We start from the raw sequence: 24,918 nt of genomic DNA, 5'->3' as shown, positions 1-24,918 counted from the left end.
GCCTCCCGTTCGTTTATTTGGAATCCAGTCCGAGCCATTCCAGCCACTCCGCCGTATTCGTAAAATCTCCGGCGATCCGGTTCGCTCCCGCCGTCTTCAGCCGCTCCAGCTTGACCGGATTGATGCCTTCCCGCTCGTTCTCATCGCTCGCCAGTCCCAGCGCCAGCGCTCCGTTCTCGCGGGCGATCCGGATTTCGACCTTGCCGTCGCCGATAATCGCCAGCTCGTCGCTGCGAAATCCTTTTTGCTCCAGCAGATCGCGCATCACTTTTTCTTTCGAACAGTCGGCACGGCCTACCGGCGCTCCCGCAATTTCCTTAAAATACGCATAGACGCCAAGCACCTTCGCTTCATTCACGACGTCCGGATGATCGGTGCCGCTCGCGACGAACATCTCGATCCCTCTGGCGTGCAGCAGCTCGAGAAACGCCTCGGACCCTTTCATTAAATAATCGGACGCCCGGAGCTTCCCTTCCTCCAGATCAGCGATCCGTCTCTGCACCGTCTCGAGCAGCCGGCGGTTGTATTCCGCCTTGTACTCCCACTCCCCGAGCACCTGCTCATTCCATCCTTTTTTCGCCACTTGATCGGCCAGCCATCTCATCTGAAAAATCGTCTGGATTCCGGTCGACTGATCGATATAATCCGAGATTTCCCGGTCCAGCGCCTCGGCTTCCTCCTGTGTCAGCTGCCGGCTTCCCGCGATCGCTTCTTTCATCATCGGGGCCATCGTCTCTTCCCAGCCCGCCCGAAGCGTCGACAGCGTGCCGTCGAAATCGAATAAAACCGCCTTGACCGGCTTCTTCAGTGTAGTTCCGCTGCTAGATTCCATGTGCTTTATGCCTCCCCCATATCGTACATCCGTTCTTTACGTTGCTTGCCCCGCTTCGACCAGAGCTTCCCAGATCGCGGGAATCGTTTCCTCATGGAGCCCTTCAAAATGAAACCCTTTGCCGCCGAGGCTGGTCGGGCGGTGAACGATATTTTTTCGCGGCCGGTAGTAGTAGTCCCAATCTTCGTAGCCGACCTTCTTGTGGTAGTCGCCCAGCCGGACGATGTCGAAGTTCGCGGTAGTGATATGATGAACGGGATAGTGCAGGTTGCGCGCGATCGACAGCGCCTTCAGGAACACTTCGGGACCGGTGACAGTAGAGCCGAAATTAAGGAACAGGCCGCCCTCCAGATGAGCTACGGTATGGCAGTACATTTGAAAATCGATGCCGCTCGCCTTTCCCTGGGCCGCGAAGTCAGACATCGGGTGCAGTTGGATATCGTCCGTGCCGATCGTAATATGGCACGTATAGGGGATGCCGTACCGGGCGCAAGCTCCGAGCAGGCTGTCCTCGATATGCGGGAAAAGAGCGGGATGATTGCGGGCGTACCGGATGATGCTCTCCCCGTAACCGCGTCCAGTTTCGGTTTCGGTTTCGGTCTCGTTTGCGTTGCCTTCGAGAAGGGCCCCGTGCACGATATCCCCGGTTTCCTTCCACATCGCCAGCTTCCCTTCCTTCAGCGTCCCCTCCTCCACCGCTTCCGTATGGCCGAAGGCGGCCAACTCGATATCCTGGAAGCAGGCGGCTCCGGTCAGCGCCAGATGCGTCACATAGCCTCGGCGGATCAGATCGATCAAGTAAGGCTGGACTCCGCTGCCGGCCACGTTGCTGCCCAGCGAGACGAGGACGCGGCAGCCGCGTTCCTTCGCTTCCTGCAGCCGGGCGATCAGATCGCCTAACTGCGGATCGGTCCACGTTCCCGGCCTCGGCTCGGATGCGCCGTCGCCGGCGGGACCTCCGGCGTGTGCCGCTTCTATCCGGTGGTGCGGCGCGCCTGCCGGACCAGCCGCAGCGTCAACGCCCGGCGGCGTGTCCTGGTCGAGACGAAATTTGCTGCGCCTGGCGCCGACCGGGTACAGCTTCAAGCTTTGCGCCGCTTCGGCGCCCGCATCCTTAGGCGGTGCGAATGGGGCGTCCAGCTTCTCCTTGCGGCGCATCAGACCGTGGAACAGCGCGGGGATCGTCTGCTGGTGCAGCCCGTGGAACAAGTAACCTTCCCCGCCGATCTCGCCGAGTCTGTCGATCAGTACCCGGCGGGGCCGGTAATGGTAGTCGGGGTCCGTTTCCGGAGGCCGCGAATCGGCGGTCACGGGAACGATATCGAAATTCGCGGCGACAATACCTTGCATCGGCAGCCCCCGATTGCGCGCAAGCGATAAGCCGCGCAAGAAAATTTCCGGCCCGGAGATCGCAGAGCCGAAGTTGAGGAAGACCCCTCCATCCTTCATGGCCGCTACGGACCGGCACATCTGCCGGAAATCTTCCCCGGACGTTTGGCCCAGCGCTTCATAATCGACAATCGGATGCTGATGAATAATATCGGTACCGATCGAGATGTGGCACGTATACGGAACGCCGAAACGCTGGCACTGAACGAAGACGCAGTCATCATAATGCGGGAACTTCTTGGGGTGAGCCGACAAATACTGATACAGGCTCGCCCCGTAGCCCAAGCCTTGCGCCGCTCCCTCTCGGACCGCCTCGTTCATGTACCGGCCGGTTTCCTCCCACATCCCGAACGAACCGTCCTCGATCGAACGGGCCACATCCTCCGACGTTTCCCCGAGAAAGGCGAGCTCGAAGTCGTGGATGCTCGTCGCGCCGTTTCCCGATACATGCGTAAGAAAGCCGTTACGCACCATCTCGATCACGTAGCGGGACTGCCCGTTTTTGATTACATGCGCTCCCATCGACCAGACGACCGGTTTCCCCTCAAGCCTTCTCGCTATAATCGTATCGAGCAGACGGCTGAACTCCGGCGTCTCCGCTCCCCTCCAAGGCTCCGCCTCATCGTCGTAAGGGCGGGCCATATTGCGGATCGTGACGAGATTGGTCCGGTCGTACACCGAATTGGTGCGTATCGCTGCAAATGACAATCGTTTCCCGGCAGCAGTCATAGATTAGCTCCTCCCTCTGTCAAGCGTTGGATTAAATGAAGTCTACTCCGTTATTCCCCTCCGGGAATCGCTTCGAATTCCAGCCATGACGACAGGCGCCCCGACGGCGGCACGGCCAGCGCCAGCTTGCGCTCGACCGCTTCGCCCAGCGTCAGCTTCGGCGGCACGTTGAACATTTCCAGACCGATGTTGTAGTCGCATCCGAAGAACGGCGCGGCGAAATCGGATTGGAAGTTTTGCCAATACCACAAATACGGCCATACGCTGCCGTCCCAGCGCACCTCGAGCGATACGCCCCGGCGCGGGCTGTGCAGCCGGTACTTGCTGTCCGGCGCAGAGATGTAGAGCAGATCGCGTTTTGTCCCCGGTGCCGGCATGATCGACAGATCGGTATCGCTTCCGCCGCCGCTCATCAAAGGCCATGCCCAGCTTTCCCCGGTTACCGGGTGATGAACGGTCGCCCCTTCGTCAAGCGTAATAAACGAATCCGGACCCAGAAAAGGCCGGCCGTACGCCAGATGATGACCCCAGTTCGCTTCGAGCGGGGTCGCCGGAGACAGATTGATGATCGTCTCCTCGATCCGGACCGTCTCGCTTCCCGCCGTCAACACGATCTGCTTCTCCGTCCGCAGCGGCAGCGAGCGGATCTGGTTGATCAGCAGCACCCGGATTTCATCCGGATCGTCACGGATAATCCGGTAATCCCACGGCGTTACGGCCGACTCGCCGCGATGCACCGTTGCGCCGCGGTAGGTCGATGTATAGCTAACCTCCGGGAACATCTCCTGCCATCCGCCGATATAGCTAATTTCATATTCGGAATATAACGGATGGCTCGGGCCCAGCCCTTTGCCGGCTATCCAGATAAAGTCCGTGTCAGTCGGCTTGTGCAGCCAGCGGATCGGCTCGCCGCCTTTATCGAGCAGCAGATGAATGAGCACCTTTTCGTTTTCCAGCAGAAGCGACCGGTACCCTTTGAACGTAAGGCCATCGGTTATTCTGCAGCCGGCGTTGCGCAGCGGACGATACCATTCTCCCTCTCCCATATGGTTCTTCCTCCCGATTTTAATTTACTTAATCTTTAAGTTTATGTGACAAAAAAAAGATGTAGTGCTATGTAGTGCGAGTGCGCGATGCTTGGCCTGCGGCTCTGCCAGAAACCGTCCGTCCGGGCCGGCGGGATCATCCCGTCTAACCCGGAGGCGGACGATTCGTGCAGAATGCCGTGAAGGCGGCTGAAGCTCTGCAAAGTGAAACGCGATTGCAGTCAAACACGGGGCAGCCCGATTCAGGCAAGCTTAACGGACTACACGGGCTCTTATCCGCCTTCGGCCAGCGCCAGCAGCCGCACCGGCTCGGACAGCAAAAATCCGAACAACAGCGCCGCAGCACCTACGGCGCTCTGAGAAGTACCGAAGGTGGAAGGTTCAATCCGCAGCCGGTCCTTGGCAAAGGCGTACAGCCTCGAACGCAGATGGTTCCGGACCGGAAGCAGGTAATCCGCCAAATAAGGATATAATCTCCCTCCCAGCACGACTAATTCCGGATCGTACAAGTTGTACACATTGATAAGCGCCGTTTCGAGATAACCGAGCGTATCTTCCAGGCAGCGCAGCGCCTCCGCGTCTCCTTGCCGGATCGCTTCGCGCAGCTGCTCCATCGAGCCGCCGCCGGACCACCGTCCCAGTATGCCCGGGATCGAGCCTACCGTTTCCCAGCAGCCGCGGTTGCCGCAGTCGCATATTTTGCCGTCGATGACGATCGTCATATGGCCCACTTGCCCGCACAGCCCGTTCGTCCCCCGGACGATCTTGCCTCCGGATACGACGCCGCCGCCGATGCCGATGCCCATCGTAATGAAGACGAGATCCTGCACGTTGCGGCCCAGGCCGTACCAGCGCTCCGCCATCGCGGACGTACGCGCGTCATCCTCGATCAGGGTGACCATGCCGAACCGTTCCTCCAGCGTCCGCTGCAGCGGAAACCCGCTCCAGCCCGGGAAGTTCGGCGGATTCAGCAGTTCTCCCGTGCTGTAGTCCATCGGTCCCGGTACGCTTGTTCCCAGGCCGAGCACCGTGTATCCGGCGTCCTCGATCTCCCGTTTCGTCTCGGTAAGCAGCGGTCCGATTACGTCAAAATACTCGTCGGGACCTCTCCGCTCGCTCATGTCGCGTTCGATCGATTTGATGATTTTACCGTTCAGGTCGACGACTACAACCTCCAGCGTGGCCCGGCCGATATCCAGCCCGATAATCCGGTACAGGCTCGAGTCGAGGCCGAGCATCACCCTCCTGCGGCCGACGTTCCCCGATACGGCTTCGAATTCGCGAATGATCTTCAACCCGATCAGCTCGTGCGTCAAATTCGTAATCGTTCCCGAGGTCAACCCCGTATGCTCAACAAGTTCCACCCGCGAAATCTGCTGGAATTGCCAGATCCGCTCGAGAACTTCGGACATGTTACTTTGCTTCACCTGTTTCAAATAGGCGATTTTATTTTGCTGTATTGCAGGTCTCCTCCTATTTTCTTAATTATTTAATTAATTCATATTATAATCAACGGCATCTGCAGTTGTAAATGACATTCTTTGATTAGGACCTCCTTGGGACGGGAAAAATGGACGGAATTCGGGTGTGGGGGTAGGAGCGAGAGTCGGAGTGGGTGCTGGTAATGGGTGCTGGGAGTGAGTGCGGGTTCGGAAATGGTGCTGGGTTAGTGTCGGGTGAGTGCGTGAATGGAGCGAGAATCGGAGTGGCTGAACGGGAGCCGGAGGCGGAAGTCGGAGCGGGAGTGGTTACCGGAGCCCACGCATGGCTACCGGAGCCCACGCATGCCTACGCGCCGCGTATCTACCCATACGCATACCATACGCCTACCCATGCGACTCACGCACCTGCAACATCCCAACAACTTGCCGCTGTTTCGAAGGTGGGCGGTAATTAGTAGTTTTCGTCGCTCGCAAGTTCATGTGGCGGTCCGATCGGCGCGGTGGCTCATTTGGCTGAGTAATATTAAGGTTCAACTGCGAACTTTACCTGGGCCCCGCCTGCGAATTGCATTGGAGTCAAATAGCACACCACCGCGTATTGCAATCAATCAAGCGAATAGAAGTCTTTACCAGCTCTTATTTTTGGTCATTTAAGGATGAATATGGAAATAATAGCTTTTAGCACTCCTTATTTTTATCAAAATCAAAGATTGCAGCTTAACGCACCATAATAAGAGGCCCTGTTATCACTTATTTTGGAGGCAGAGCCTGTTTCCGTCGATATAGCAGCTTCTAAAGACTCTTATTGGGCAAGTAGCCAACCATCCAAAGCCGCACACCCGCACATCAACATTCAAAACAAGCCCCATCCCAGAGAAACTTACTGGAACGGAGCTTGCGCAACTATGCTTTTAGCCCTATCAGCTCTTCCAGCCTTTCCAGCCCTTCCAGCACCTTTAGCTCTACGATTCCCTACACTTCATCCCAAAGGCGCCGCACATTCTCCATGCCGACCTTCGAACCGTACGTGCAGGATTCTTTGCCTTCGAACTCGATCGAGAGATAACCGTCGTAACCGGAATCTTTGATCGCCTTCAGTACGGTCCGGATATCGATGTCGCCCTGACCGACTATAGCGCCTCTCAAGTAATTGCCGCCCGCCGTGCGGAACCAGCCTTCGCCCGGGTTCTGGTGAAACGGCCGCAAATAAAAATCTTTTATATGAACCATCGAGGCGATCGGCAAATTTTTCCTCGTGGCAACGACCGAATCCTCATCCGCGCACATAAAGTTTCCGATATCCAGCGTCGTGCGGTAATTGTCGCGGCCGACCGCATGAACGAGCGCTTGTACGCGGTCGCTGTGCTGAATATAGTAGCCGTGATTTTCTACGCTTGTCGTGATCCCGTACTGGGCTGCGTAATCGGCGATCCGTCTGCACGCCTCGGCCAGCTTGGGCAGGTCCGCGATAAAATTGACAAGCGTCGCGTCCGGGATCGGGCGGGACGCCACATCATGACGCATCAGTTTCACTCCCAGTGCATGAGCGACGTCCACATGCTTCATCACCCTGGCGATTTCCGCCTCGTACGACGCTTCGTCCGGCTGCACGAATTGGGCGCCGATCGCATAGTCGGACACATCGATTCCGCTAACATCCGCTTGCTTGCGGATCGCTTCCACGAGCGCAGGCTCCTCGGTCAAATTGATTTTGCCCGAAGAAATTTCCACGTGCTCCCCGCCGTTGTCTGCAATCCATTTTACCGTATCCAGGAAAGTCATTTCCCCGTCCGCTACCGCCCGGGACAAACTGTACGTGCTCAGTCCTACTTTCATCATCGATCGCCTCCGATTGCTTAAACTTAATCCCATCAGCCCTCATCTTACAATACATTGCACCCGGGTATGCGACAAAATCGAAAAAACAGGTGTCAAAAAATAACCGGAGCAAGCGGCAGAGTTGCATGTCTAGCCGACGATTCATGAGCACAATTGCCGGCACAGTGTTTCGACACGGTGTTTCCGCACGGTGTTAGCGCGACTTCCAACGGCCCAGACGGCTACGATTTGGCGGCCATTTTACGGAACTCAGCCCTCCCGCACAACCCCGCGCCTATTTTGCTGAGACAGCTACTGATTCGCTTTCTCCTCGATCGTCCGGATCACCGTGTTCGCGTCATGACCTTCGGTGATCAGCCGTCTTCCCACCTCCGCTTCAGCGCTTACCAGATAGTCGTATTTGGTAATCGTGTGCGGAGTTCCCGGCGTCGTCTTGAACAGCGCCTGTACGTTCTTCCCCTTTATATTGGTCCAGCTTGGAGCCGTATACCTTGCGGATCTCATCGCTCTTCAGTATGCTCGGGGTGCCGTATTCGCCCATCAGCTTCTGCACTTCGTCGGAGGTAATCACCTTCAGCACCTCCATCGCCGCATCTTTGTTTTAATCGAGGGGGATTTCCTTTTTCCTGCACCGCAGGGGAAGGCTTAGACCGATCCCCTTGGATGATTCTACTTTCCGAGAGGCATACGATTTCAGGGAAACCGCCCCTTTTCTACCCGCAACAAGCAACCTCTTCGCACATGGACATTCGTTGTGGTATAGCTTCGCTCGCAAGCTTTTCTTTAACATGGACTCCAGACTCTGCACCTTCTATGTATACTTATTTATTTCAGGTTGTACTATAATGATTTCATCTTCATAATCCTACATGCATTCCGGATAGGGGGCGAAGTTTTGCTCGCATTGCATTCGATTTATTTCGACGATGTCGATACGACCTGGCGCAAACCGTTATCGTCTACCGAATACTGCATGCTCATTCTGGTCGTCCGGGGCAGGCTCCTCTACCGGCTGAACGGCGAAGACATCCCGCTGCAAAAAGGCGACCTGCTCTACATCGCTGCACATACGATGAGGGAAGGACTGCCGATAAACGGTGAGACGCATCAGAAATATTCCGTACATTTTACGCCCGACGAGGAAACACTGCGCTTGTTCCCTCCGCTCCGCACGGACAGCTGGTTCAAGGCCGAGTCCCAGACGCTCGAATACGGAAAGCAGCGGTTTCATATTCTGGCGCAGCAGTGGCTCGGCAAGCTGGCCTATTACGAGCCGGTATGCTGCGGGATCGCCCAGGAATTAATCGCCTTGGCGTGCCGGGATTATGAAGCGACGCGCTATCCGCACAAAAAACACGCTCAGGTGCAGACGATGCTGCAGTACATACTGGAGCATTACCGCGAACCGATCCGGATCGAACAGCTCGCCGCTATCGTCGACCGCACGCCGAACTACGTAACCGGCATTTTCAAGGAGATCACCGGTCAGCCGCCGATCGACTACCTCCACCAGGTGCGGATCAACGCAGCGAAAGACCTGCTGCTGAACAGTACGATGACCATCGCCGAGATTGCCGATTTTCTGGGCTACTGCGACCCGTCCTACTTTAACCGGATGTACAAAAGGTGGACCGGCTCCGTCCCCTCTTCCTTCCTCAAACTGCGCCTAGCCGGGACCCGCATGAAGACGTAAACGGAAAACGGCCGGCCGACAGCGGCGGCGGGAAGCCCCGCATCGAAAAAAGGACGGACGGTTGCCGTCAAGGCATCCATCCGTCCTTCCGCGCAGCCGCCCGCCACACTTGACGCTGCGAGTCTGACATTTACTTTGTTGGATATAAGCGAGAGTAGGGCGAGGCCGAGTATAGAGGGGCAGCAAACGGATGGAAGCTTGGCTTTGCCGGGAGGACCCGGGTCGCCCGTTCCCGTCGGCGGATTCGCTTATTAGGGGGAGATGGCGCGCTTCGTCCCGGAGTTCTTTCAAAAACATACAGCATCCCTTTACCTGACAACGATGCAGACCTTCGACTCTCTTTACTTCACAACGATGCGGACCTTCGTCCCGTCTGCATACTTCTCCAGCTGATTGCTGACCCAAGATCCGGCGCCGCGGTTGTCCGAGGGGCTTATGTGCATAATATCCGCGCCCGCCCCGCCTTCGGCACACATCGCCATAGGCCACTCATCACGATCCAGGTTCGGCTTGGTCGGTACGCCTTTTAACGACTCCTTCCGGTTCTCGTCGGCGCCTTTACGGTCAATCGTGCAGATGGAAGACTTGCCGCGTTCCACCGCGATCCGGATATGCTCCGCCGTTTCGGGGAACCGGTCGGAAGGAAAATAGATCGTGTACGCCGCTTCTTCATCATGGCTTGGAGCGGTTTCGGATGTTAGAAAAGACAGCAGCTCCGGCTTGTAGAAAAACAACAGAGCCAGTAATCCGAACAGTACGACAGTAAGTGTTTTCGGTTTCTTTTTCATGATGCCTGCCTTTACAAATATTTGGGCCCTGATGGTCCAATAAAGTTCTTGCTATCCTTATCCGCACGCTCGACAGATCGAAGGAAAAATCCGGATGAAGCTTCCGTCATTTGCTACCGGCTTCACAATTCCATACCTGCTCAACCATCATAGCAAAAATAACCGGCGAGCCAAGGAGCTTAGTTCCCATTTTACAGTCCTTTCCTGGCAAAAGCACCCTCCATCTGAGTTTTTATTGGCGTTTCGTTCGTAGCCTTCCAGCGCTTGAACCAAGGCGGATAAAGGTGGTTTGAGAGGCTGTCGATTCAATGTGTAGAAGTGATAGCAGGCCGTTCCAAGTGAAAAGTTACCTTCTTCTGCTCAAACAGGTTGTCCGGAATCCCTTGATTGAATAAGGATTGTAAGGTAGGGGATTCCAGACAAAACTCGCCAGAAGGTAATCTTTTCCCTTTCCACTTGGTTGTCCTCAATGAATCGACAGCCTCGTTTGAGACTCTTATTTACCGTATACCGTATAGGAATAGGCAAATAGGAGACGTTTGCGCCTCTTATTCGGGGGCTACTCCCTGTTCAACGGTGATTTTCCTCAAAATAGCAGCTGCACAAACATCCCTTATTTATCCAAAACACCGTGCGTATGGAAAAATAAGAGCTCCAAAAGACTCCTAACCCCACGCCAAAAAGGGCCAGCCCTAAGCTGTCCCTCCTCTTCGGATGCGGTCAATCGTCCGCCGTCACACCGTATAACGCCGCAGACGGCAGCAGCCCTTAACCTGCCCTGCCCCGCCCCCCCGCCTTGCCTTCCATCGCCTAACCTAACCTAACCTAACCTAACCTAACCTAACCTAACCTAGCCTTGCCTTGCCTGGCTTACCTCGCCTCGCATGGCCTCACCATTGCCTAACCTACACTAACTTTATCCCATCCCTCCGCCGCTTCAACACCTGCCTTCGTTCAAAAAAACTCTTCCTCCAGCATGATGCAGAGGGTATGATAAATCGGCAGGTGCCGTTCCTGAATGTCAGGCGTCACATCGGAAGGGACGCGGATAATGACGTCGCACAACTCCTTCATCCGTCCGCCGCTCCGGCCGGTCAGCCCAATCGTGCGCATGTCAAGCGCACGCGCCACCTGAAGGGCGCGCACGACGTTGGCCGAATTGCCCGACGTGCTGAGGCCGATCAGCACATCGCCCGGCCGGCCGTAGCCGTACACCTGTTGGGCGAACACCATGTCGGCCGCCACGTCGTTCGCATACGCGGTCGCCAGCGCCGTATGGCTGACGAGCGAGATCGCCGGCAGCGCGCCCTGCAGCCGGTCGGCGATATAGCCGCCGTCCTCGTCCCCGAACCGACGCAGCCGGTCTCGCATCGTCTGCGGAACCGGACGCTTCGACATAAATCCTTTCATCAGCTCGCCGACGATATGCTCGCAGTCAGACGCGCTGCCCCCGTTGCCGGCAAGCAGCACTTTGCCGCCCCCGCGATAGCTGTCCCGGATCGTCTCGAACGCACTTACGATATCGCCGGAGCATTCCGACAGCTCCGGATATTTCGCTACACATTGATTCAATACATCCCTCATGAATCGGTGCCTCCTGTAATAGAAATAGAAACATTTCGGACTTCTGCATGTTCGTCCGGCCGGTACAGTCCGCTGCTTTCGATGATGCGAAGGACTTGCTCCGGCACCAGATAACGAATAGAGAGTCCCGCAGCCCGCCTCGCGCGAACGTCAGCCGACGATAGGCCGACCGGTGTCATTCCCGCGCTTCGTATTCTGTCTGCGATAAACTCGGGGAGCGCCCGCCCCGTGTCCGGACATCCTTGACGCTTCAGTTCAATAAATCCGACGCATGCGGCAATCTCTCCGATTCCCCGCCAGCCGGGCAAGGATGCCAGCGCATCGGAGCCGATCATATAATAAAAATCATGCTGCGGATACGTCCGGCACAGCTCCCGCACCGAATCTACCGTGTAGGTAATGCCGCCCCGTCTCAGCTCGGCTTCCTCGACACGAAACCGCGGCTGATCCCGGATCGCCTCTTTCAACATTGCAAGTCTCAATCCGGGCGGCGTGACGGTGCGCTTCCGTTTGTGCGGCGGGAGATAGGCCGGCAAAAACCAGACTTCGTCCAGCGAGTGAGCCTCAAGCGCCTGTTCCGCAGCGAGCAGGTGTCCAAGGTGTACCGGATCGAAGGTTCCTCCCATTATGCCTATTTTCACTGCAATCCCCCCTGCACCTCGCATTGTTCGGGACATCCAGCGAACCGGCCCGCTTCTGATCCGTGCCTAACATCCCCTCTCGGCCCGAACCGGCTATAACGGCATCGGCATATCCCCTTGCCCCGCGCAGCCCGGCTCGCGCACCAAAAAACGCCTCATCTTGGACCACCGGCCTCCGGCCACTGAGAAGTACAGACGACCATCTCCACGGCCTGCTAGCGCCGGACGTTCCGTCTCATTGTCCGTCCCGAACGCCTCCGCCGATCAGACGAGCGGCTTCCTCTCTCGTTACCAGATCGACCACCGCTTTGACCGTTACTTGTTCAAAATCGAGATCCGGCACCTGTCCCAGCGACAATCGCTCCGTCATCAGCCGGACGAGCTGCCCCGGGTACATCGCTTCGATGCGCTGCAAGCGACGGATCGAAGATTCAAAGTCGGCACGCGAGGCGTTGACCGAGCCGATAATCGCTTTATTTTTCAGGACCATTTCCTGGTTCAACATATCGCTTGAAATCTCGATTCTCCGGTCGCCGGAGGCTACTCCGAGCAGTGCCAGCACTCCGTTCGGGTTGAGCGCCTTCATGGCCTCGAAGGCATGCGGGCTGTACCCGCTGCATTCCCAGATCAGATCGGGTGATATCCGCTCCCTGACGGCGAATTCGGCCAGTCCGGAGACGCCGCTTGGACCGCCGCCACCCGATAACAAACCGGAGTCAGCGCCCGGCTCCTCCTGCAGATTTACCTCGTGATAGCGGCCTCCACAGCTGCGAACGATGTCCGCATTCACGCTGTCCGCACCCGATCTGGACCATACATGCACACCCAGCCCCATACTTCGGCACGTCAGCGCGGCCAATAAACCGAGCGGACCCGAACCGACGATCAGCACCGTTTCAGGTGACCAAGCGAGACGCCGCTGCAGGCTGCCGATCTGGTTCCACACCTTCTCCACGATGCTCTGCGGCTCTACGAGCACACCGTATTCCGCACACTCCCGGGGAACCGGCACCACATAGTCCGACCGCTCCACCACATATTCGCACAGAAAGCCGTCCGCCCCGCGGATGCCCCGCTCCGTGTAGAAGCCCGTCGAGCAATAATCCTGCTGTCCGCTGCGGCAGCAGGTGCACCGGGCGTCCCCGCACGGCCTCCTCACCAGCACCGTTGCCAGCTCGCCGGGCTTCATCATCGAAGCGGGCCCCGCCTCGACGACGACTCCGAGCAGCTCGTGCCCGATGACAAGCTGGGACGCGCCTTCCGGCAGCACGCCGTACCGGTCGCGGATAATTTCCCGGTCCGTACCGTCCAGTCCGACGCTAAGCGCGCGAATCCGCACATCTCCGGGACCGGCCAGCCGGGGAGCCGGGAGATCGGTTACCGTCACGTATTGACCGCGCTCCCCTTCTTTAAGCACAACCGCTTGCATAAGAAGCCGCCACTTCCTTTCGCTTCGGCCGACCACAAGCAGAACGGAACAGACACGCCTTCACCCGCATGACGCTCTGGTTCTGCATGACTTCGGCCTAATCTCCATCGATAAGTATGCGAGACCGCGCCGATCAAGACGTTTGTCTGACAAACTGCGCGGTACGCCGATTTCCAATTGACTTATTCTTTAAATTAATTGGTTGGACAGCTGTTCCGCATTGCATCTTTTTCATTTTCATCCGATTATCCGCCGCCCCGCAGCCTCCCGCTTTCCATGACCGCAGAGGGATGTTCCTGCTGCTTTCCCCAATTTACTTAATCATTAATTAAATGTATTATATAAGGTAAACCGGACTTTTGTAAACACTGGGAGGATGAGCATGCACCCGAACACGTACGATCGCGACGGCCGGTTTACCCCGGTCGACTTATCAGCCGCCTACAATCGGATCATCGCCGAGCTGCAGCCGGAAGACTGCTCCAACGCGGTACTCCGCAACAAGCACCATCTCCTGACCGGAGCGCAGGAGTTATGGGGAGTGCCGTTCTCACTCGGTCCGCAAACGCAGGACGGAGCGAGCAATGTCGTGCTGCTCAAGGACGAAGCCGTCGAGCTGGCATTTCCGCAGCCGCTGCATGACCGCCAGCTGCTTTTTCTGCATGCCGCCGATTTTAAGGAAAGCCCGGCCGCCCACGGCGGGATTGTCAGCCCGATGATGGGCACCCCTCGTCTCGGCGAGACGGTCTGCGTGTACACCTTGCGGTACTCGGACGGTACCGAGGCGGAATTCCCGATTCGGAGACGGTATCAGATCAGCGAGTTTCAGGTGAAATGGGGCGAGAACAGCTTCGAATCGGTCAAACACGTCAAGCCGCGCACGATGGCGGCGAATACGGATCTGCTGCATATTGAAGCTCCGGTCATTCCGTGGGGGCAAAGCCAGCTGCGCACTACGTTTCCCGGCTTCGGCAGCCCGATGCACCACTGGCTGTATGCGCTCGAGAACCCTCACCCGGACAAGGAACTGATCGCGTTATCGATGCGCCCCGCAGACGGCACCGCCTTCCTGTTCGGCATCACCCGGACCGATCTGGCGTCCAATCCGTTCCGCTGGGAAACCAAACGGAAGATGCGTTATACCGCACCGGCCGGCTTCATCCCCCAGCCTTATGGTGATAACGCCAACATTCGCATCGATCTTGGCGAGGTGATCCACGCCGCGCCGGCTCTCGAATACAATCACGACGAATGGCTGGGCAACGCCAACCCTCGCCTGCCTACGCCGCGCCCGGATGAATGGATCATCGAGTACTCCGCACACCCCGATGCGCTGCTGTTCATCGAACACGGCGAAAGCGTCGGAGCGATCCCCGTCCGGGAGCTGCAGCAGTCGTCCTTATGGACGCCTGTGGAGAATCCGGTGCAAAAAGTCGCGATCCGGATCGTCGAACGGACGAGCGGCCGCAAAGTCGCAGCCAAAATTCACGTGCACGGCGCCTTCGGCGACTACATCGCCCCGGTAGCCGGACACCGGATGCCGAACGCCCACTGGTTCGAAGACTACGGAGCGGAATATGTCCAGGAGTTCCATTACAGCGCTTACATCGACGGGGAAGCCGAATTCAAGCTGCCGCGCGGCGACGTGTACATCGAGGTAACGAAAGGCTTCGAGATTCGTCCGGTTCGCCGCAAGGTAACGGTTGACGAGCAGACAAGCACGATAACCGTCGAACTGGACCATGTCCTTCCATGGAGGCAAAAAGGCTGGGTGACGGCCGATACTCACGTCCATTTCCTGTCGCCGCAGACGGCTCTGCTCGAAGGGGAAGCCGAAGGCGTCAATGTGGTCAACCTGCTTACGAGCCAATGGGGCGAAATGTTCAGCAATCTCGGCGACTTCGACGGCAAAACGACGATCGGCAGCAAAGAAAACGGCGGCTCCGGCGAGTATCTGGTCAGGGTCGGGACGGAAAACCGCCAGCATGTGCTCGGCCATATCTCGCTGCTCGGTTATGAAGGACGAATGATATTGCCGCTGTGTACCGGGGGGCCGGACGAATCCGGGCTCGGCGATCCGCTGGAGGCGACCGTAACGGAATGGGCGAAGCAGTGCCGCGAGCAGGGCGGCATCGTCGTCATGCCCCATCTGCCCAACCCGCGAGCGGAAGGTGCGGCTGCTCTCGTGCTCGGCGAGGTGGACGCGGTCGAGATGTGCTCGTTCGAAAATGTCGGGATCAACCCGTATTCGTTATCCGACTGGTACCGGTATTTGAACTGCGGTTACTTGACCCCGGCGGTCGGAGGGACCGATAAAATGTCCCAATCTACAGCGGTCGGAACGATCCGCACGTATGCGCTGATTCCTCAAGACGAACTCTTCTCCTACGAGTCGTGGATGAACGCGATCCGCCGCGGGAACACGTTCGCCACACTCGGCCCGCTGATCGATTTCCGGGTGGGAGAGCACGAGATGGGGACGCGGCTGGAACTATCGTCTTCCGGCGGAACGCTCGATGTCGTCTGGCAAGTATCGTCGGTCACCGTTCCCGTGACGAAGATCGAGCTGGTCGTTAACGGCGAGCTCCGCGAGCTGCAGACGACCGATCCGGAAGCCGGTCATTATGCCGGACACTGGTCGGTACCGGTTAAGGAAAGCTGCTGGATCGCGCTTCGCGTGCGCGGCAAATACCATGACCAGTCGGAGATGATCGCCGCTCATACAAGCGCGGTTATGGTCGTCGTCGAAGGGAAGCCGCTCTTCAGCCCAGCCGATGCGGTCACCATTCTCGAACAGATCGAAGGATCGACCGCATATATCAAAACGATGGCGACGAAGGCGGACGAGCAAACGTACAAGCGCCTTCTGATGACGTTGACGAGCGCCCACCGCATGCTGCACAACCGGATGCACCAGAGCGGAGTCATGCACCACCACAGCGCCGTTGACGATCACAAGCATCATCATCACGACAATCATGGGCCTCACGGCCATTCGGGCCATCATCATTAATTCATCCGGATCGTCCGATTCCGCTTCAAGCCTTCCGCCGCTTCGGCAGGAGGGCTTTTTGCCTTGACCGGCTTGCATCCGAAATGAAACTTTACGATTCCGCACTCGTCTAATCTGTAGGGCCGAGGAACGTGCTACGTGTCACCCTCTTCATCGTTCGTTCGCTTCGGACCAACCACCTCATCTCTGCTAAAGGCGGTGCTGCCGTTGAATCTGTTCCGGCATTATTCGATCCTGTGGGTTTGCTTTATCGTGCTCTTCAGTGCGGCGACGTTCGGTATGGAGCTGTTGGAAGGCTACAAAATAACAACTACAGAATATATGGGCATCCGCAATGTCGGGCCTATCTTAACTACGCTATTTTGCATCATCGCCGCTGTAGGATATCCTCTCACGCTGATGCTCGTATCGATGCTGATTCGCAAAACGGTAAAAGTCCCTATCGTACACGCGTTCGTTTACACCTTGATCGGCGCCGTGGGGGGAAACTGGATTTTCGATGCCTTCTACCCCGCCGAATTCGTCCAGCGTTACGACCTGAACCGGAGCATCGCGATTCTGTTCTTCGGAACGGCCGGTCTGTTGTATGCCTGGATCGATAATGTGCTGGCTAAGAAGCTGAGATGAAGGGATATACGCCGATTTATCGAATACGTCTATACAAACAACTGCTATTGGATGAGGACCTATGAACGAACCGTTAAAGTGGATCGAGGCTGTCCGGGCTGGAGATGCTGAGGCATATCGTCATATTGTTGCCAAGTACAAACATGCCGTTTACTATGCGGCCTACGCCGTATTGTACGATCATTATCTGGCTGAAGATGCCGCGCAGGAAACGTTTCTTCAAGCTTTTTTGCGGCTGTCCGATCTGCGGGAACCTGACAAAATAGGCAGCTGGTTATATGCGATCTCTCGTCGACAGAGCATTCGTCTGAAGAAGAAACAGAACCGTCTCGTGCTTCGGGAGAATATGGACCGCGTCGAGCTTACCGCGGAATCGGCGGAAGCCTCCGTTATGCGGCGACAGACTTACGAACAGATCTGGCAGTCGATCGGCGAGCTGGACGAGAAAAACCGGGCAGCTACCGCTTTGTATTACATGAGCGATATGTCGATGAAAGAAATCGCCGGATTTCTTGGCGTATCGGTACGGGCTGTCGAAAGCCGGCTGCAAAGGGCGAAAAAACAGCTGCGCGTATCGCTCGCTGCGCTTGAGGCTAGGGCAACGGCGAGCTATCCGGTGCTTGGCTCCGCTTTCGAAGAGCGCATTATGCGGGAAATTCCGAACCTGCTCCGGATTCCCCGCATCTTTGTCGATGTCCGGGATGCTGACTATGCGGAGGCCTGGTACGAGGCGATGCTCGGTTTCGATTTCCATTCCCGGGAACCGGCCCTCGGGGTTCATATCTCGTTTCGAGAGGTTCCCCTTCCGAACCTTTCGCGCGATCCGATTCTAACATTCGGCACTCCGGATCTCGAGGAGGCTTTGTCAGCTTTGCAGGCTAAGAAGGTTGAGAACTGTACGCTCTCATCCGACAGGCGCTCCTTCACGTTCGAAGATCCGTTCGGCAATGTACTTGCGTTTGTGGCGGATTAAAATTTTTACATAATCGCGACGGGTTTTGCATGATAAGCGACTCTATCTGTCAGGGAACGAGTAAGATCCCGAATAGGAATGTGAGGAGAGTTTATAAGATGAACGATCAATCCTTATTAATCTGGAACGGCCGGATGGAACTGAAACGCCAGCCCCAAGTCCCCAACATCAGCCGCATTATCGTCGCAACGATTCCGGTCCGGGACGTCGAGCAAGCCAAGGCGTGGTACTCCCTGCATCTCGGCATCGATTTCGACGCGCGCAAGCTGCATGCGGGCAATCTGAACATCGGGTTCTCCAAGGTTGAGAACCATTCTCCTTCCGCGCATTCGATCTTCATTTGGCAAACGTCGGATCTGGAGCATGCTTACCGGAGCATGAAAGCTAACGGCGTTACGCTTCACGGGGAGGTCAATTGGGTTTGCCGGTATTTCGTATTCGCCGATTGCGACGGAAACCGGATGACCATGTGGCAGCAGGATGAAGAGGCGATTTTTAGATTGTCAGCGGTACAAACGGCGGAAGAGCTTCAGGATGTGATCAAGAGAGCTCTCTTCTGTAGAAACAGCTATGGACGCACGTGGTCGTCGTTCGAAGAGGAGCTGCTGCTGTGCGAGACGATCCGTGGCCGCAAGATTGTACTTGACGGATGGAGCCGCCTGTTGTCCGTACTTCCGGAGGAAGCCCATTTGCTCAAGGAATGCGTGAAACGCCACAATGCCAAATATCCATCCCACGAATGGTTGCTGGAAGCAAGAAACTGACGCATCTTTTTGATCCTGGCGTCGGAGAAACTTTATAGGCTTGCTCGAAAACATCCCAATGTTTTGGGGTGTTTTCTTTGTCTCTACAAGGCGAGTGGCTTCTTCTCTGGCCACCAAAGATTTGCGGCCATCACAGATGCTTCCCGTACCAACAAACAATAAGAAAGAACCATCCGTAATGACTTTAGTGTGGATTCTTAACACTGTCTACTTAAAGGGGATAATATCAAAGCACCCGTACGGTTCTTTGACGCGCAAACCCATACGCCAGCGTGTGGAAGGGAATGGGTACCTTCGCTCCAGCCGCTCACCTCGGTCATGTTGTCTTTTTGCGATGGTATGGCTAACGAACCCAGCATTCGTTATCAGAGCCGAATTCGGACGTTTGAATTTGTAACGAACTCTTGTATCGTTATTCCCGTCAAATCGGATCGTTTTTTTCCGCTTTCGGTTCGATAACGATTTCCGGATTCGTTACGTCTGGAATAATGTCGTTTTTCAGCCATAAGTACGATCCGGAGACTGTCGATTCATTATGAACAACCGAGTGGAAAGTGAAAAGATTGCCTTCTGGCGAGTTTTGTCTGGAACCCCAAACCTTAGAATCCTTTAAAATCAAGGGATTCCGGACAACCTGTCTGAGCAGAAGAAGGCAACTTTTTACTTGGAACGGCCAGTTAACAATTCTACACATTTAATCGACAGTCTCGATCCGATTCGTTAGTCATCGAACCTCAGTAATATACGTTCTCTAATCTAACGCCAAGGAAGGAAACCTCTCCCCTTCACCTTAGCACGGTAAAGAACTCAAACTTTCAGGCAGAGAGCAAAAACTGTAACGGACACAGCGGTCGTTATTAAGGTGAATTTCGATCGATTTGATATCTAACGGACATGGATGCAACTATTTGGTGAGAAATGTTACTTTTAGAGGTAGTTTGGAGTAAATAAGCGCTGTGGTGACCGTTACATTTTCAAAAACTGTTTTTTAGCGAAATAGCCTCCACCATGTCCGTTAGAGTATCGTTTAGCTTGAATTCCGGACTCATCTTCGCTTTAATACGGTGAAGAACATTAACATTCTGATTTCTTAAATAAACCCCCGGCCCGCAAACAGCGGAACCGAGGGCCAACACAAGCAAATCACACGATCACACGATCCTCATACTCATACAACGTCGAACAGCTGCGGGATCGCCGGACCGATGTAGCGGATCGATGTCTTGGCGCCTTCAAAGCCGAGCCACCAGATGCTGCAGTTGTCGCCGTAAGGACGAAGGCTGCTCAAATAGTCGAGGCCGAGCGTCGCCAGCATCATGCGCCGGTTCAAGGCGCCGTGAGCGAACAGCGCGACGCGTTCGTCTCCCGTGAACCGGGTGCGCAGTCTGTCCAGCAGAAGCTGCGCCCGGCCGTATCCCGTCTCCGACGTTTCGCCTCCCGGACAATGCCAGCCTAGCGGATCGCACTCCGTTCCTTCGGCGAACCTTACTTCCGGATACATCGCGGCAAGCCGTTCCGTCGTCGGCCCCCGATACCCGTCCCCAGTCCATACCTCGTGAGCGTCCAGCCATACTTCAACCGGCAGATTAGCTGCCCGGGCCAGCGGCTGGGCCGTCTCGATCGCCCGCATGAGCGGACTGGAGAAAATATGCGAAAGACCGGCGCCGGCCATACATGCCGCCACTTTTTCCGCCTGAGCCCGCCCTTTGTCGGTTAAGCCTCCGTCCGCCAGCAAGGTAGGCGACGTATTCGTTACCGATTCGCCGTGGCGGATAATAAACAATTCCATCGTGTTCGTTCCTCCTGTCCTTTCGCTTTTCGCCCCGCGTCAAGCCCGAAATTCGGCGTTCCGGGCGAGCCGAAAGCCGTTATCCGAATATGGCGGGCTTCATCGTCCATGTCTGCAGCTTCGACATCCGGACGACGTTCGGCACCCGCAAATCTTCGGGGAAGATCGACCAGCGGGTTCCCCACAGTTCATTGTCCCCCGCGTTTTCCTTCGTCTTCAGCTTCCCGCGGACAATCTCTACCTCATCGTCCCCGCTTAGCCCCCGCTCGAGAATCCGGGCCATCGTACAAGTCAGATCGAGCGGACTGATCTTCCCGCCATTCAGCTCAAACGAGTCCGGAAGCATCTTGAACCCGAGAACTTCAGGATGCTCGGCGCCGAGCGCCCGTATCACGTCGGATACCCGCACCGTGCCGGACGTTTCGCTCTCAACCTCGTTCTCCGGGCCGTACAGGAACTCCGGCGTTAGTTCCTTCCCCAGAAGCAGGCCGCGAAACAGCGAATACAGATCAGCCGGAGAAAGCGAATGGGTGCCGGATACGCGGAACCCCAGCTCATCGCCTATGGAAGCCGCCAGAGCGCGAAGCTCGCTTTCCCCCACAGGCGCACGGGACGAGCATTCCAGGGCGAGCGCCTGCTCCGAGCCGATATATTCGACGTTCTCCCTCGATAACGTGTAGTCGATAAACTGCCCGAGCTGCTCCAAGTAAAACTCCATCTCTCCTGCAGGTTTAAGGGGAGCCGGCTTCCACAGCTCGCGCGGCGTCTGCCGGCCCCGCCCGAAATTTTCTTTATCCCAGAACGCGCTGCACACGAAATCGCATTCGTGGTAATAGATGCTTACGAATCCGGCCGGTTCGGCGGACAATTCGTCGTACAATCGGTCAAATTGCCGCTTCGCCTCCTCCAGCCCGCCTTCGCGAAGCTTCATCCGCATCGTGCCTTTCAGATGGGTAAAATTAAGCAGTCCCCCGTACCAGAACGGCTTCTCCTGCCAGGAAACATGGTCGTGATCGTCCAAATAGACCGGAATTCCCCACTTGTTCAGAGCGGCGAACGTTTGCGGCGCCCAAGAGTAACCGGCCTGTCCGTAACAGAGCGCCGGCTTGCCGGTAATGCGGCGCACGTCCTCAAGCCCTTGACGCTCCCGGGCTTCGTACTCTTCGGCTCCGCTGCGGAAGCCGAGAAACTCCAAATACTCCGTCGTGACCGGATGCTGGCTGTGCAGATCGGTATGATAGCCCACCTCATGCCGCTGCAGCTCGCTCACAATGTCGGCGCGTCCGTCCTCTTCGACCCGCCTCGCCTTTTCCCCGACGAACTTGAAGATCCCCTTGACGTTGCGCTTGTTCAGCATTTGCAGAAGAGCAAGCAGCGAATCCTGCGACTGAGGGGTAATATAATCTTCCACGTCAATCCAGAGCAGTACCTTCACACCCGCCATACGACCGTCGCCTCCTACCCGATTTGCTTATTTTCGTAACCGGACAGCTCCTCCTTGCAGCCCAAGCAGCCGAGCAGCCGGCCGGCCATCGCGACGAAGCGCAGCACCGTGCATGCGGAACCTCCTACGGCGCGCCTCTCCTCGTTCATCCCTCTTCGCTCCTGCCGCTCCTGCCGCTCCAACCGCTCCTGCCGCTCCAACCACTCCTGCCACTCAAGACTCGTACCAGATCCGCCGCACGTTCTGGAAGGCGATCCGCGCTCCGACGACAGCAGGCTCCATTCCTTCGAATTCGATCGACAAATACCCGTTGTAACCGGACGACTTGATCGTAGACAGCAGATGCGGCATATCCAGATACCCGCAGCCGGCGATCGCTCCCCGCAAATAATTCCCGTTTAAAGTCTCGAACCAGCCCTCTCCGGGATTTTTGCAGCGCTGCCGGTAGTAAAAGTCTTTGATGTGCACCATCGAAGCGTGACCGATCACTTTCGCCACCGCGACATGCGGGTCCTCGTCCGCGCACAGGAAATTGCCGACATCCACCGTCGTTTTAAAGTTGGGACGGTTCACCGCATGTAAGATCCGCAGCACCCGGTCCGCCGTCTGCACATAGTAGCCGTGGTTTTCCAGACTGGTCGTGATCCCGTACCCTGCCGCGTAATCGGCAATTTCCCGGCAGGCGTCCGCCACCGCGGGCAGATCCCGCTCGAACCAGTCGGCCGAGCATTGCGCCATCGGTCTGCGGGCCGTATCGTGACGCATCCGCTTGACGCCGAGGGCGTGGGCGATGTCGACCTGCTCCTTAATCCTGGCGATCTCCCCGGCAAGCGCCGCATCGTCCTTGCCCGCGAAATTGCCGCCAACCGCATAGTTGGACAGCTCCAGTCCGGCCTCCTCGGCCGCTCTGCGAATCTCCGCCACGTACTTCCCGTCCTTCATCCGCTCCTTCATGGCGGACAACGGCACGATCTCCACATGTTCCGCGCCCTGCTCCGCGATCCAGCGAATCGCGCTTCCGATATCCATCTCGCCGGACTCTATGCAGGAATTCAAGCTGTAGCTGCTGATTCCGATTTTCAAGCGCGCTCCCCGCCTTCCCGCTTCGCCGCCTGCACCGGAGAGCCGGCCAGCGTAGCCTTGGCGGCCACCGGGTAATGATCGGACGGGTATATGCCGTCATACTGGTCCCGGATAATGCATACATCGTCAAACCGGACCTCGGACGTTCCGAAAATATAATCGATCGGCTCGCCTTCCGCCCCTCCCTCAAAACTGTGGAACGACGTCCCCGGAGGCTCCGTCAATATCGAATACGCATCGGTCAGCGAACGGTTCTCCGATCCCGGATCGGTCTGTCCGCGCAAATAGGCGATGGCCGGATTGTCCGGCTCGGCGTTCATGTCCCCTGTAAGCAGCACCGGCAAGCCGGTCCGCGCCCGATGCTCCGACAGCCGCTGCCATAGCAAACGGACGCCTTTCTCGCGGGCCTCCTGACTGCTATGATCGAGATGGGTGTTGTAATGCAGGAACTGCCGGTCCGGATCTTGGCGCGAGCGGAAATGCGCCCATGTGCATATCCGGTGATGCGAGGCGCCCCAGCATTTGGCTACAGGCCCTTCCGGATGCTCGGACAGCCAAAATTGCCCCCAATCGGCCACTTCCAGTTCCTCGGTTAAATACAGGATCGCATTGTGTTCGTCGGCGCTTCCCTCGTTCCGGCCTTCGCCGATCCACGCATACCCCGGGAGCTGCTGCTCCAGATCGGTCAGCATCTCGCGAAAGCCTTCCTGCGTTCCCGCCACCGTCGGGCGGTACCGTTTGACGATATCGGCCGCATACGTCTTCCGGAACGTCCAGGCATTGCCCCCGTCCTTCGTCGTCTGCCGCCGCAAATTAAAAGTCATCACCGATAGTTGCATCGCATCTTATCCCCCTCGCTGGGCATCCCGCAGCATTCTCCAATTGGTCATGCGGATGTTCTCCTCGTCAATCACACGCCGAACATCGGCGTCGCGGAACAATTCGTATTCCATCTGCCGTTTCGCCCACTGTCCGGTGATCGCCTTCAACTCTTCGGTAGCGAAGAACGGATGAATAATGATTTCCGAGATGCCGGGCTGCAGGCTGCGGAGCGTATCGATCATCTTCGCTTTAAACGAATCGTACGTTTCGTGTTCCTCCAGCGAATACGGCAGTCCGAGCAGATGATCGATCAGCGCGATGCCGCAGGCATCCGCGTAGCGGACCCGCTCCTCGTAGATCCGACGCATCTCGGGCGACATTTTCCGGCCGTTGTCGCCCAACTGACGCGGCAGCCGGAAAGGCAGCCGGAATTCGGCGCACAGCTCGATCGCCTCCCGCAGAAAATCGCGTCCGCAAGCGATCCCGTATACGCTGCCCATATGATTGTCCAGGTGCGTCGGGTCCACCCCGAGCCTCATCGCCAGCAGCACCTGGTTCCGAAGCTCTGTCTTCACCTGTGCGGAGTCGGCCCGTTCTTCGACCTCCCGGCATTTGGCCGGAAAATAACCTTCGGGCGTAATTAAGCTGCTCACATCGGCGTTACGGGTAACCGGACCCCACTTGTACATCTTCCACTCGCTGGTGAGCGTCAGATGAACGCCGACATCAAAGTGCGGATTGTCCGCAGCCGCTTTTGCCGCCTCCAGCGCCCATGGACACGGCGTCATCAGCGTCGCCGACGAGATCAACCCCTCCCGCAGCAAGCCGATAATCGCTTCGTTGCCCGAGTGGCACATGCCGAAATCGTCCGCATTCACGATCAGCAGCCGATCCGTTTCCGGAGAGCCCCTTTTTTGCAGCATACAAAGTCCTCCCGTCCCCATCGTTTAGCTTCCGGATATGGTGCGCTTAAATCCGCAGCTCGTATCCG

General features: G+C 56.9%; 21 protein-coding genes. 5 read left to right on the top strand and 16 right to left on the bottom strand.

Annotated elements, in window-relative coordinates:
• Positions 1-13: 13 nt before the first annotated feature.
• From PV433_RS09885 to PV433_RS09860, 6 genes are all read right to left on the bottom strand, one after another.
• On the bottom strand, positions 14-832 hold the full coding sequence (locus tag PV433_RS09885) for an HAD family hydrolase (RefSeq protein WP_332071982.1): 819 nt from the start codon (positions 830-832) through the stop codon (positions 14-16).
• A gap of 36 nt (positions 833-868) precedes the next feature.
• Positions 869-2,950, bottom strand: coding sequence for a hypothetical protein (locus PV433_RS09880; RefSeq protein WP_332071981.1), 2,082 nt, complete (start codon positions 2,948-2,950; stop codon positions 869-871).
• A 50-nt stretch (positions 2,951-3,000) separates the two neighbouring features.
• Entirely contained in the window at positions 3,001-3,996 is a 996-nt protein-coding gene (locus PV433_RS09875; protein ID WP_332071980.1) for a hypothetical protein, read from the bottom strand.
• 272 nt (positions 3,997-4,268) lie between these two features.
• A complete protein-coding gene (locus PV433_RS09870; RefSeq protein WP_332071979.1) occupies positions 4,269-5,408 on the bottom strand; it encodes an ROK family protein in 1,140 nt (379 codons plus the stop codon).
• 1,002 nt (positions 5,409-6,410) lie between these two features.
• Complete coding sequence (locus PV433_RS09865; RefSeq protein WP_332072052.1) at positions 6,411-7,274, bottom strand: sugar phosphate isomerase/epimerase family protein; 864 nt, start codon at positions 7,272-7,274, stop codon at positions 6,411-6,413.
• A gap of 294 nt (positions 7,275-7,568) precedes the next feature.
• Positions 7,569-7,781 carry a hypothetical protein gene (locus PV433_RS09860; protein ID WP_332071978.1) on the bottom strand — a complete coding sequence of 71 codons (213 nt, stop codon included), beginning with the start codon at positions 7,779-7,781 and terminating at the stop codon, positions 7,569-7,571.
• A gap of 391 nt (positions 7,782-8,172) precedes the next feature.
• On the opposite strand from PV433_RS09860, the gene PV433_RS09855 reads away from it, so the two are divergent.
• Complete coding sequence (locus tag PV433_RS09855) at positions 8,173-8,970, top strand: AraC family transcriptional regulator (RefSeq protein WP_332071977.1); 798 nt, start codon at positions 8,173-8,175, stop codon at positions 8,968-8,970.
• A 341-nt stretch (positions 8,971-9,311) separates the two neighbouring features.
• On the opposite strand, the gene PV433_RS09850 is transcribed toward PV433_RS09855, so the two are convergent.
• The 4 genes from PV433_RS09850 to PV433_RS09835 all read right to left on the bottom strand — a co-directional run bounded on the left by PV433_RS09850 (position 9,312) and on the right by PV433_RS09835 (position 13,412).
• Positions 9,312-9,758: a NucA/NucB deoxyribonuclease domain-containing protein gene (locus tag PV433_RS09850; RefSeq protein ID WP_190925567.1), complete on the bottom strand. Its 447-nt coding sequence runs from the start codon at positions 9,756-9,758 to the stop codon at positions 9,312-9,314.
• A gap of 954 nt (positions 9,759-10,712) precedes the next feature.
• Positions 10,713-11,342 (bottom strand): D-sedoheptulose-7-phosphate isomerase, encoded by a 630-nt coding sequence (locus PV433_RS09845; RefSeq protein ID WP_190925569.1) that lies wholly within the window; start codon positions 11,340-11,342, stop codon positions 10,713-10,715.
• Positions 11,339-11,983 carry a nicotinate-nucleotide adenylyltransferase gene (nadD, locus tag PV433_RS09840; protein WP_332071976.1) on the bottom strand — a complete coding sequence of 215 codons (645 nt, stop codon included), beginning with the start codon at positions 11,981-11,983 and terminating at the stop codon, positions 11,339-11,341. Before nadD ends, PV433_RS09845 begins: the two co-directional genes overlap by 4 nt.
• 235 nt (positions 11,984-12,218) lie before the next feature.
• The gene (locus PV433_RS09835) at positions 12,219-13,412 is read right to left on the bottom strand and encodes a glucose 1-dehydrogenase (RefSeq protein WP_332071975.1); all 1,194 of its coding nucleotides are present in this window, start codon (positions 13,410-13,412) and stop codon (positions 12,219-12,221) included.
• A gap of 382 nt (positions 13,413-13,794) precedes the next feature.
• Here PV433_RS09835 and PV433_RS09830 point away from each other — a divergent pair, with 382 nt between their 5' ends.
• The 4 genes from PV433_RS09830 (at position 13,795) to PV433_RS09815 (ending at position 18,789) form a co-directional block, all read left to right on the top strand.
• Positions 13,795-16,425 (top strand): CehA/McbA family metallohydrolase, encoded by a 2,631-nt coding sequence (locus PV433_RS09830; RefSeq protein ID WP_332071974.1) that lies wholly within the window; start codon positions 13,795-13,797, stop codon positions 16,423-16,425.
• A 207-nt stretch (positions 16,426-16,632) separates the two neighbouring features.
• Entirely contained in the window at positions 16,633-17,052 is a 420-nt protein-coding gene (locus PV433_RS09825) for a hypothetical protein (RefSeq protein WP_332071973.1), read from the top strand.
• Between the two features lie 61 nt (positions 17,053-17,113).
• Positions 17,114-18,025, top strand: coding sequence for a sigma-70 family RNA polymerase sigma factor (locus PV433_RS09820; protein WP_332071972.1), 912 nt, complete (start codon positions 17,114-17,116; stop codon positions 18,023-18,025).
• Positions 18,026-18,123: 98 nt separating this feature from the next.
• Positions 18,124-18,789 carry a VOC family protein gene (locus tag PV433_RS09815; RefSeq protein WP_332071971.1) on the top strand — a complete coding sequence of 222 codons (666 nt, stop codon included), beginning with the start codon at positions 18,124-18,126 and terminating at the stop codon, positions 18,787-18,789.
• A 1,168-nt stretch (positions 18,790-19,957) separates the two neighbouring features.
• Here PV433_RS09815 and PV433_RS09810 read toward each other — a convergent pair.
• The 6 genes from PV433_RS09810 to PV433_RS09785 all read right to left on the bottom strand — a co-directional run bounded on the left by PV433_RS09810 (position 19,958) and on the right by PV433_RS09785 (position 24,850).
• On the bottom strand, positions 19,958-20,578 hold the full coding sequence (locus tag PV433_RS09810; RefSeq protein ID WP_332071970.1) for a histidine phosphatase family protein: 621 nt from the start codon (positions 20,576-20,578) through the stop codon (positions 19,958-19,960).
• 79 nt (positions 20,579-20,657) lie between these two features.
• On the bottom strand, positions 20,658-22,022 hold the full coding sequence (locus tag PV433_RS09805; RefSeq protein ID WP_332071969.1) for a hypothetical protein: 1,365 nt from the start codon (positions 22,020-22,022) through the stop codon (positions 20,658-20,660).
• Between the two features lie 14 nt (positions 22,023-22,036).
• Positions 22,037-22,222: a hypothetical protein gene (locus PV433_RS09800; RefSeq protein WP_332071968.1), complete on the bottom strand. Its 186-nt coding sequence runs from the start codon at positions 22,220-22,222 to the stop codon at positions 22,037-22,039.
• 13 nt (positions 22,223-22,235) lie between these two features.
• Complete coding sequence (locus PV433_RS09795) at positions 22,236-23,105, bottom strand: sugar phosphate isomerase/epimerase family protein (RefSeq protein ID WP_332071967.1); 870 nt, start codon at positions 23,103-23,105, stop codon at positions 22,236-22,238.
• Positions 23,102-23,944: an endonuclease/exonuclease/phosphatase family protein gene (locus PV433_RS09790; RefSeq protein WP_332071966.1), complete on the bottom strand. Its 843-nt coding sequence runs from the start codon at positions 23,942-23,944 to the stop codon at positions 23,102-23,104. The genes PV433_RS09795 and PV433_RS09790 overlap by 4 nt, the downstream gene beginning before the upstream one ends.
• A gap of 6 nt (positions 23,945-23,950) precedes the next feature.
• Complete coding sequence (locus PV433_RS09785) at positions 23,951-24,850, bottom strand: polysaccharide deacetylase family protein (protein ID WP_332071965.1); 900 nt, start codon at positions 24,848-24,850, stop codon at positions 23,951-23,953.
• Between the last annotated feature and the right edge of the window lie 68 nt (positions 24,851-24,918).

This window comes from Paenibacillus sp. GYB004, assembly GCF_036577605.1.
In the GTDB taxonomy this organism is placed as follows: domain Bacteria; phylum Bacillota; class Bacilli; order Paenibacillales; family NBRC-103111; genus Paenibacillus_AB; species Paenibacillus_AB oceani.
This window is presented reverse-complemented; position numbering and strand designations above follow the sequence as displayed.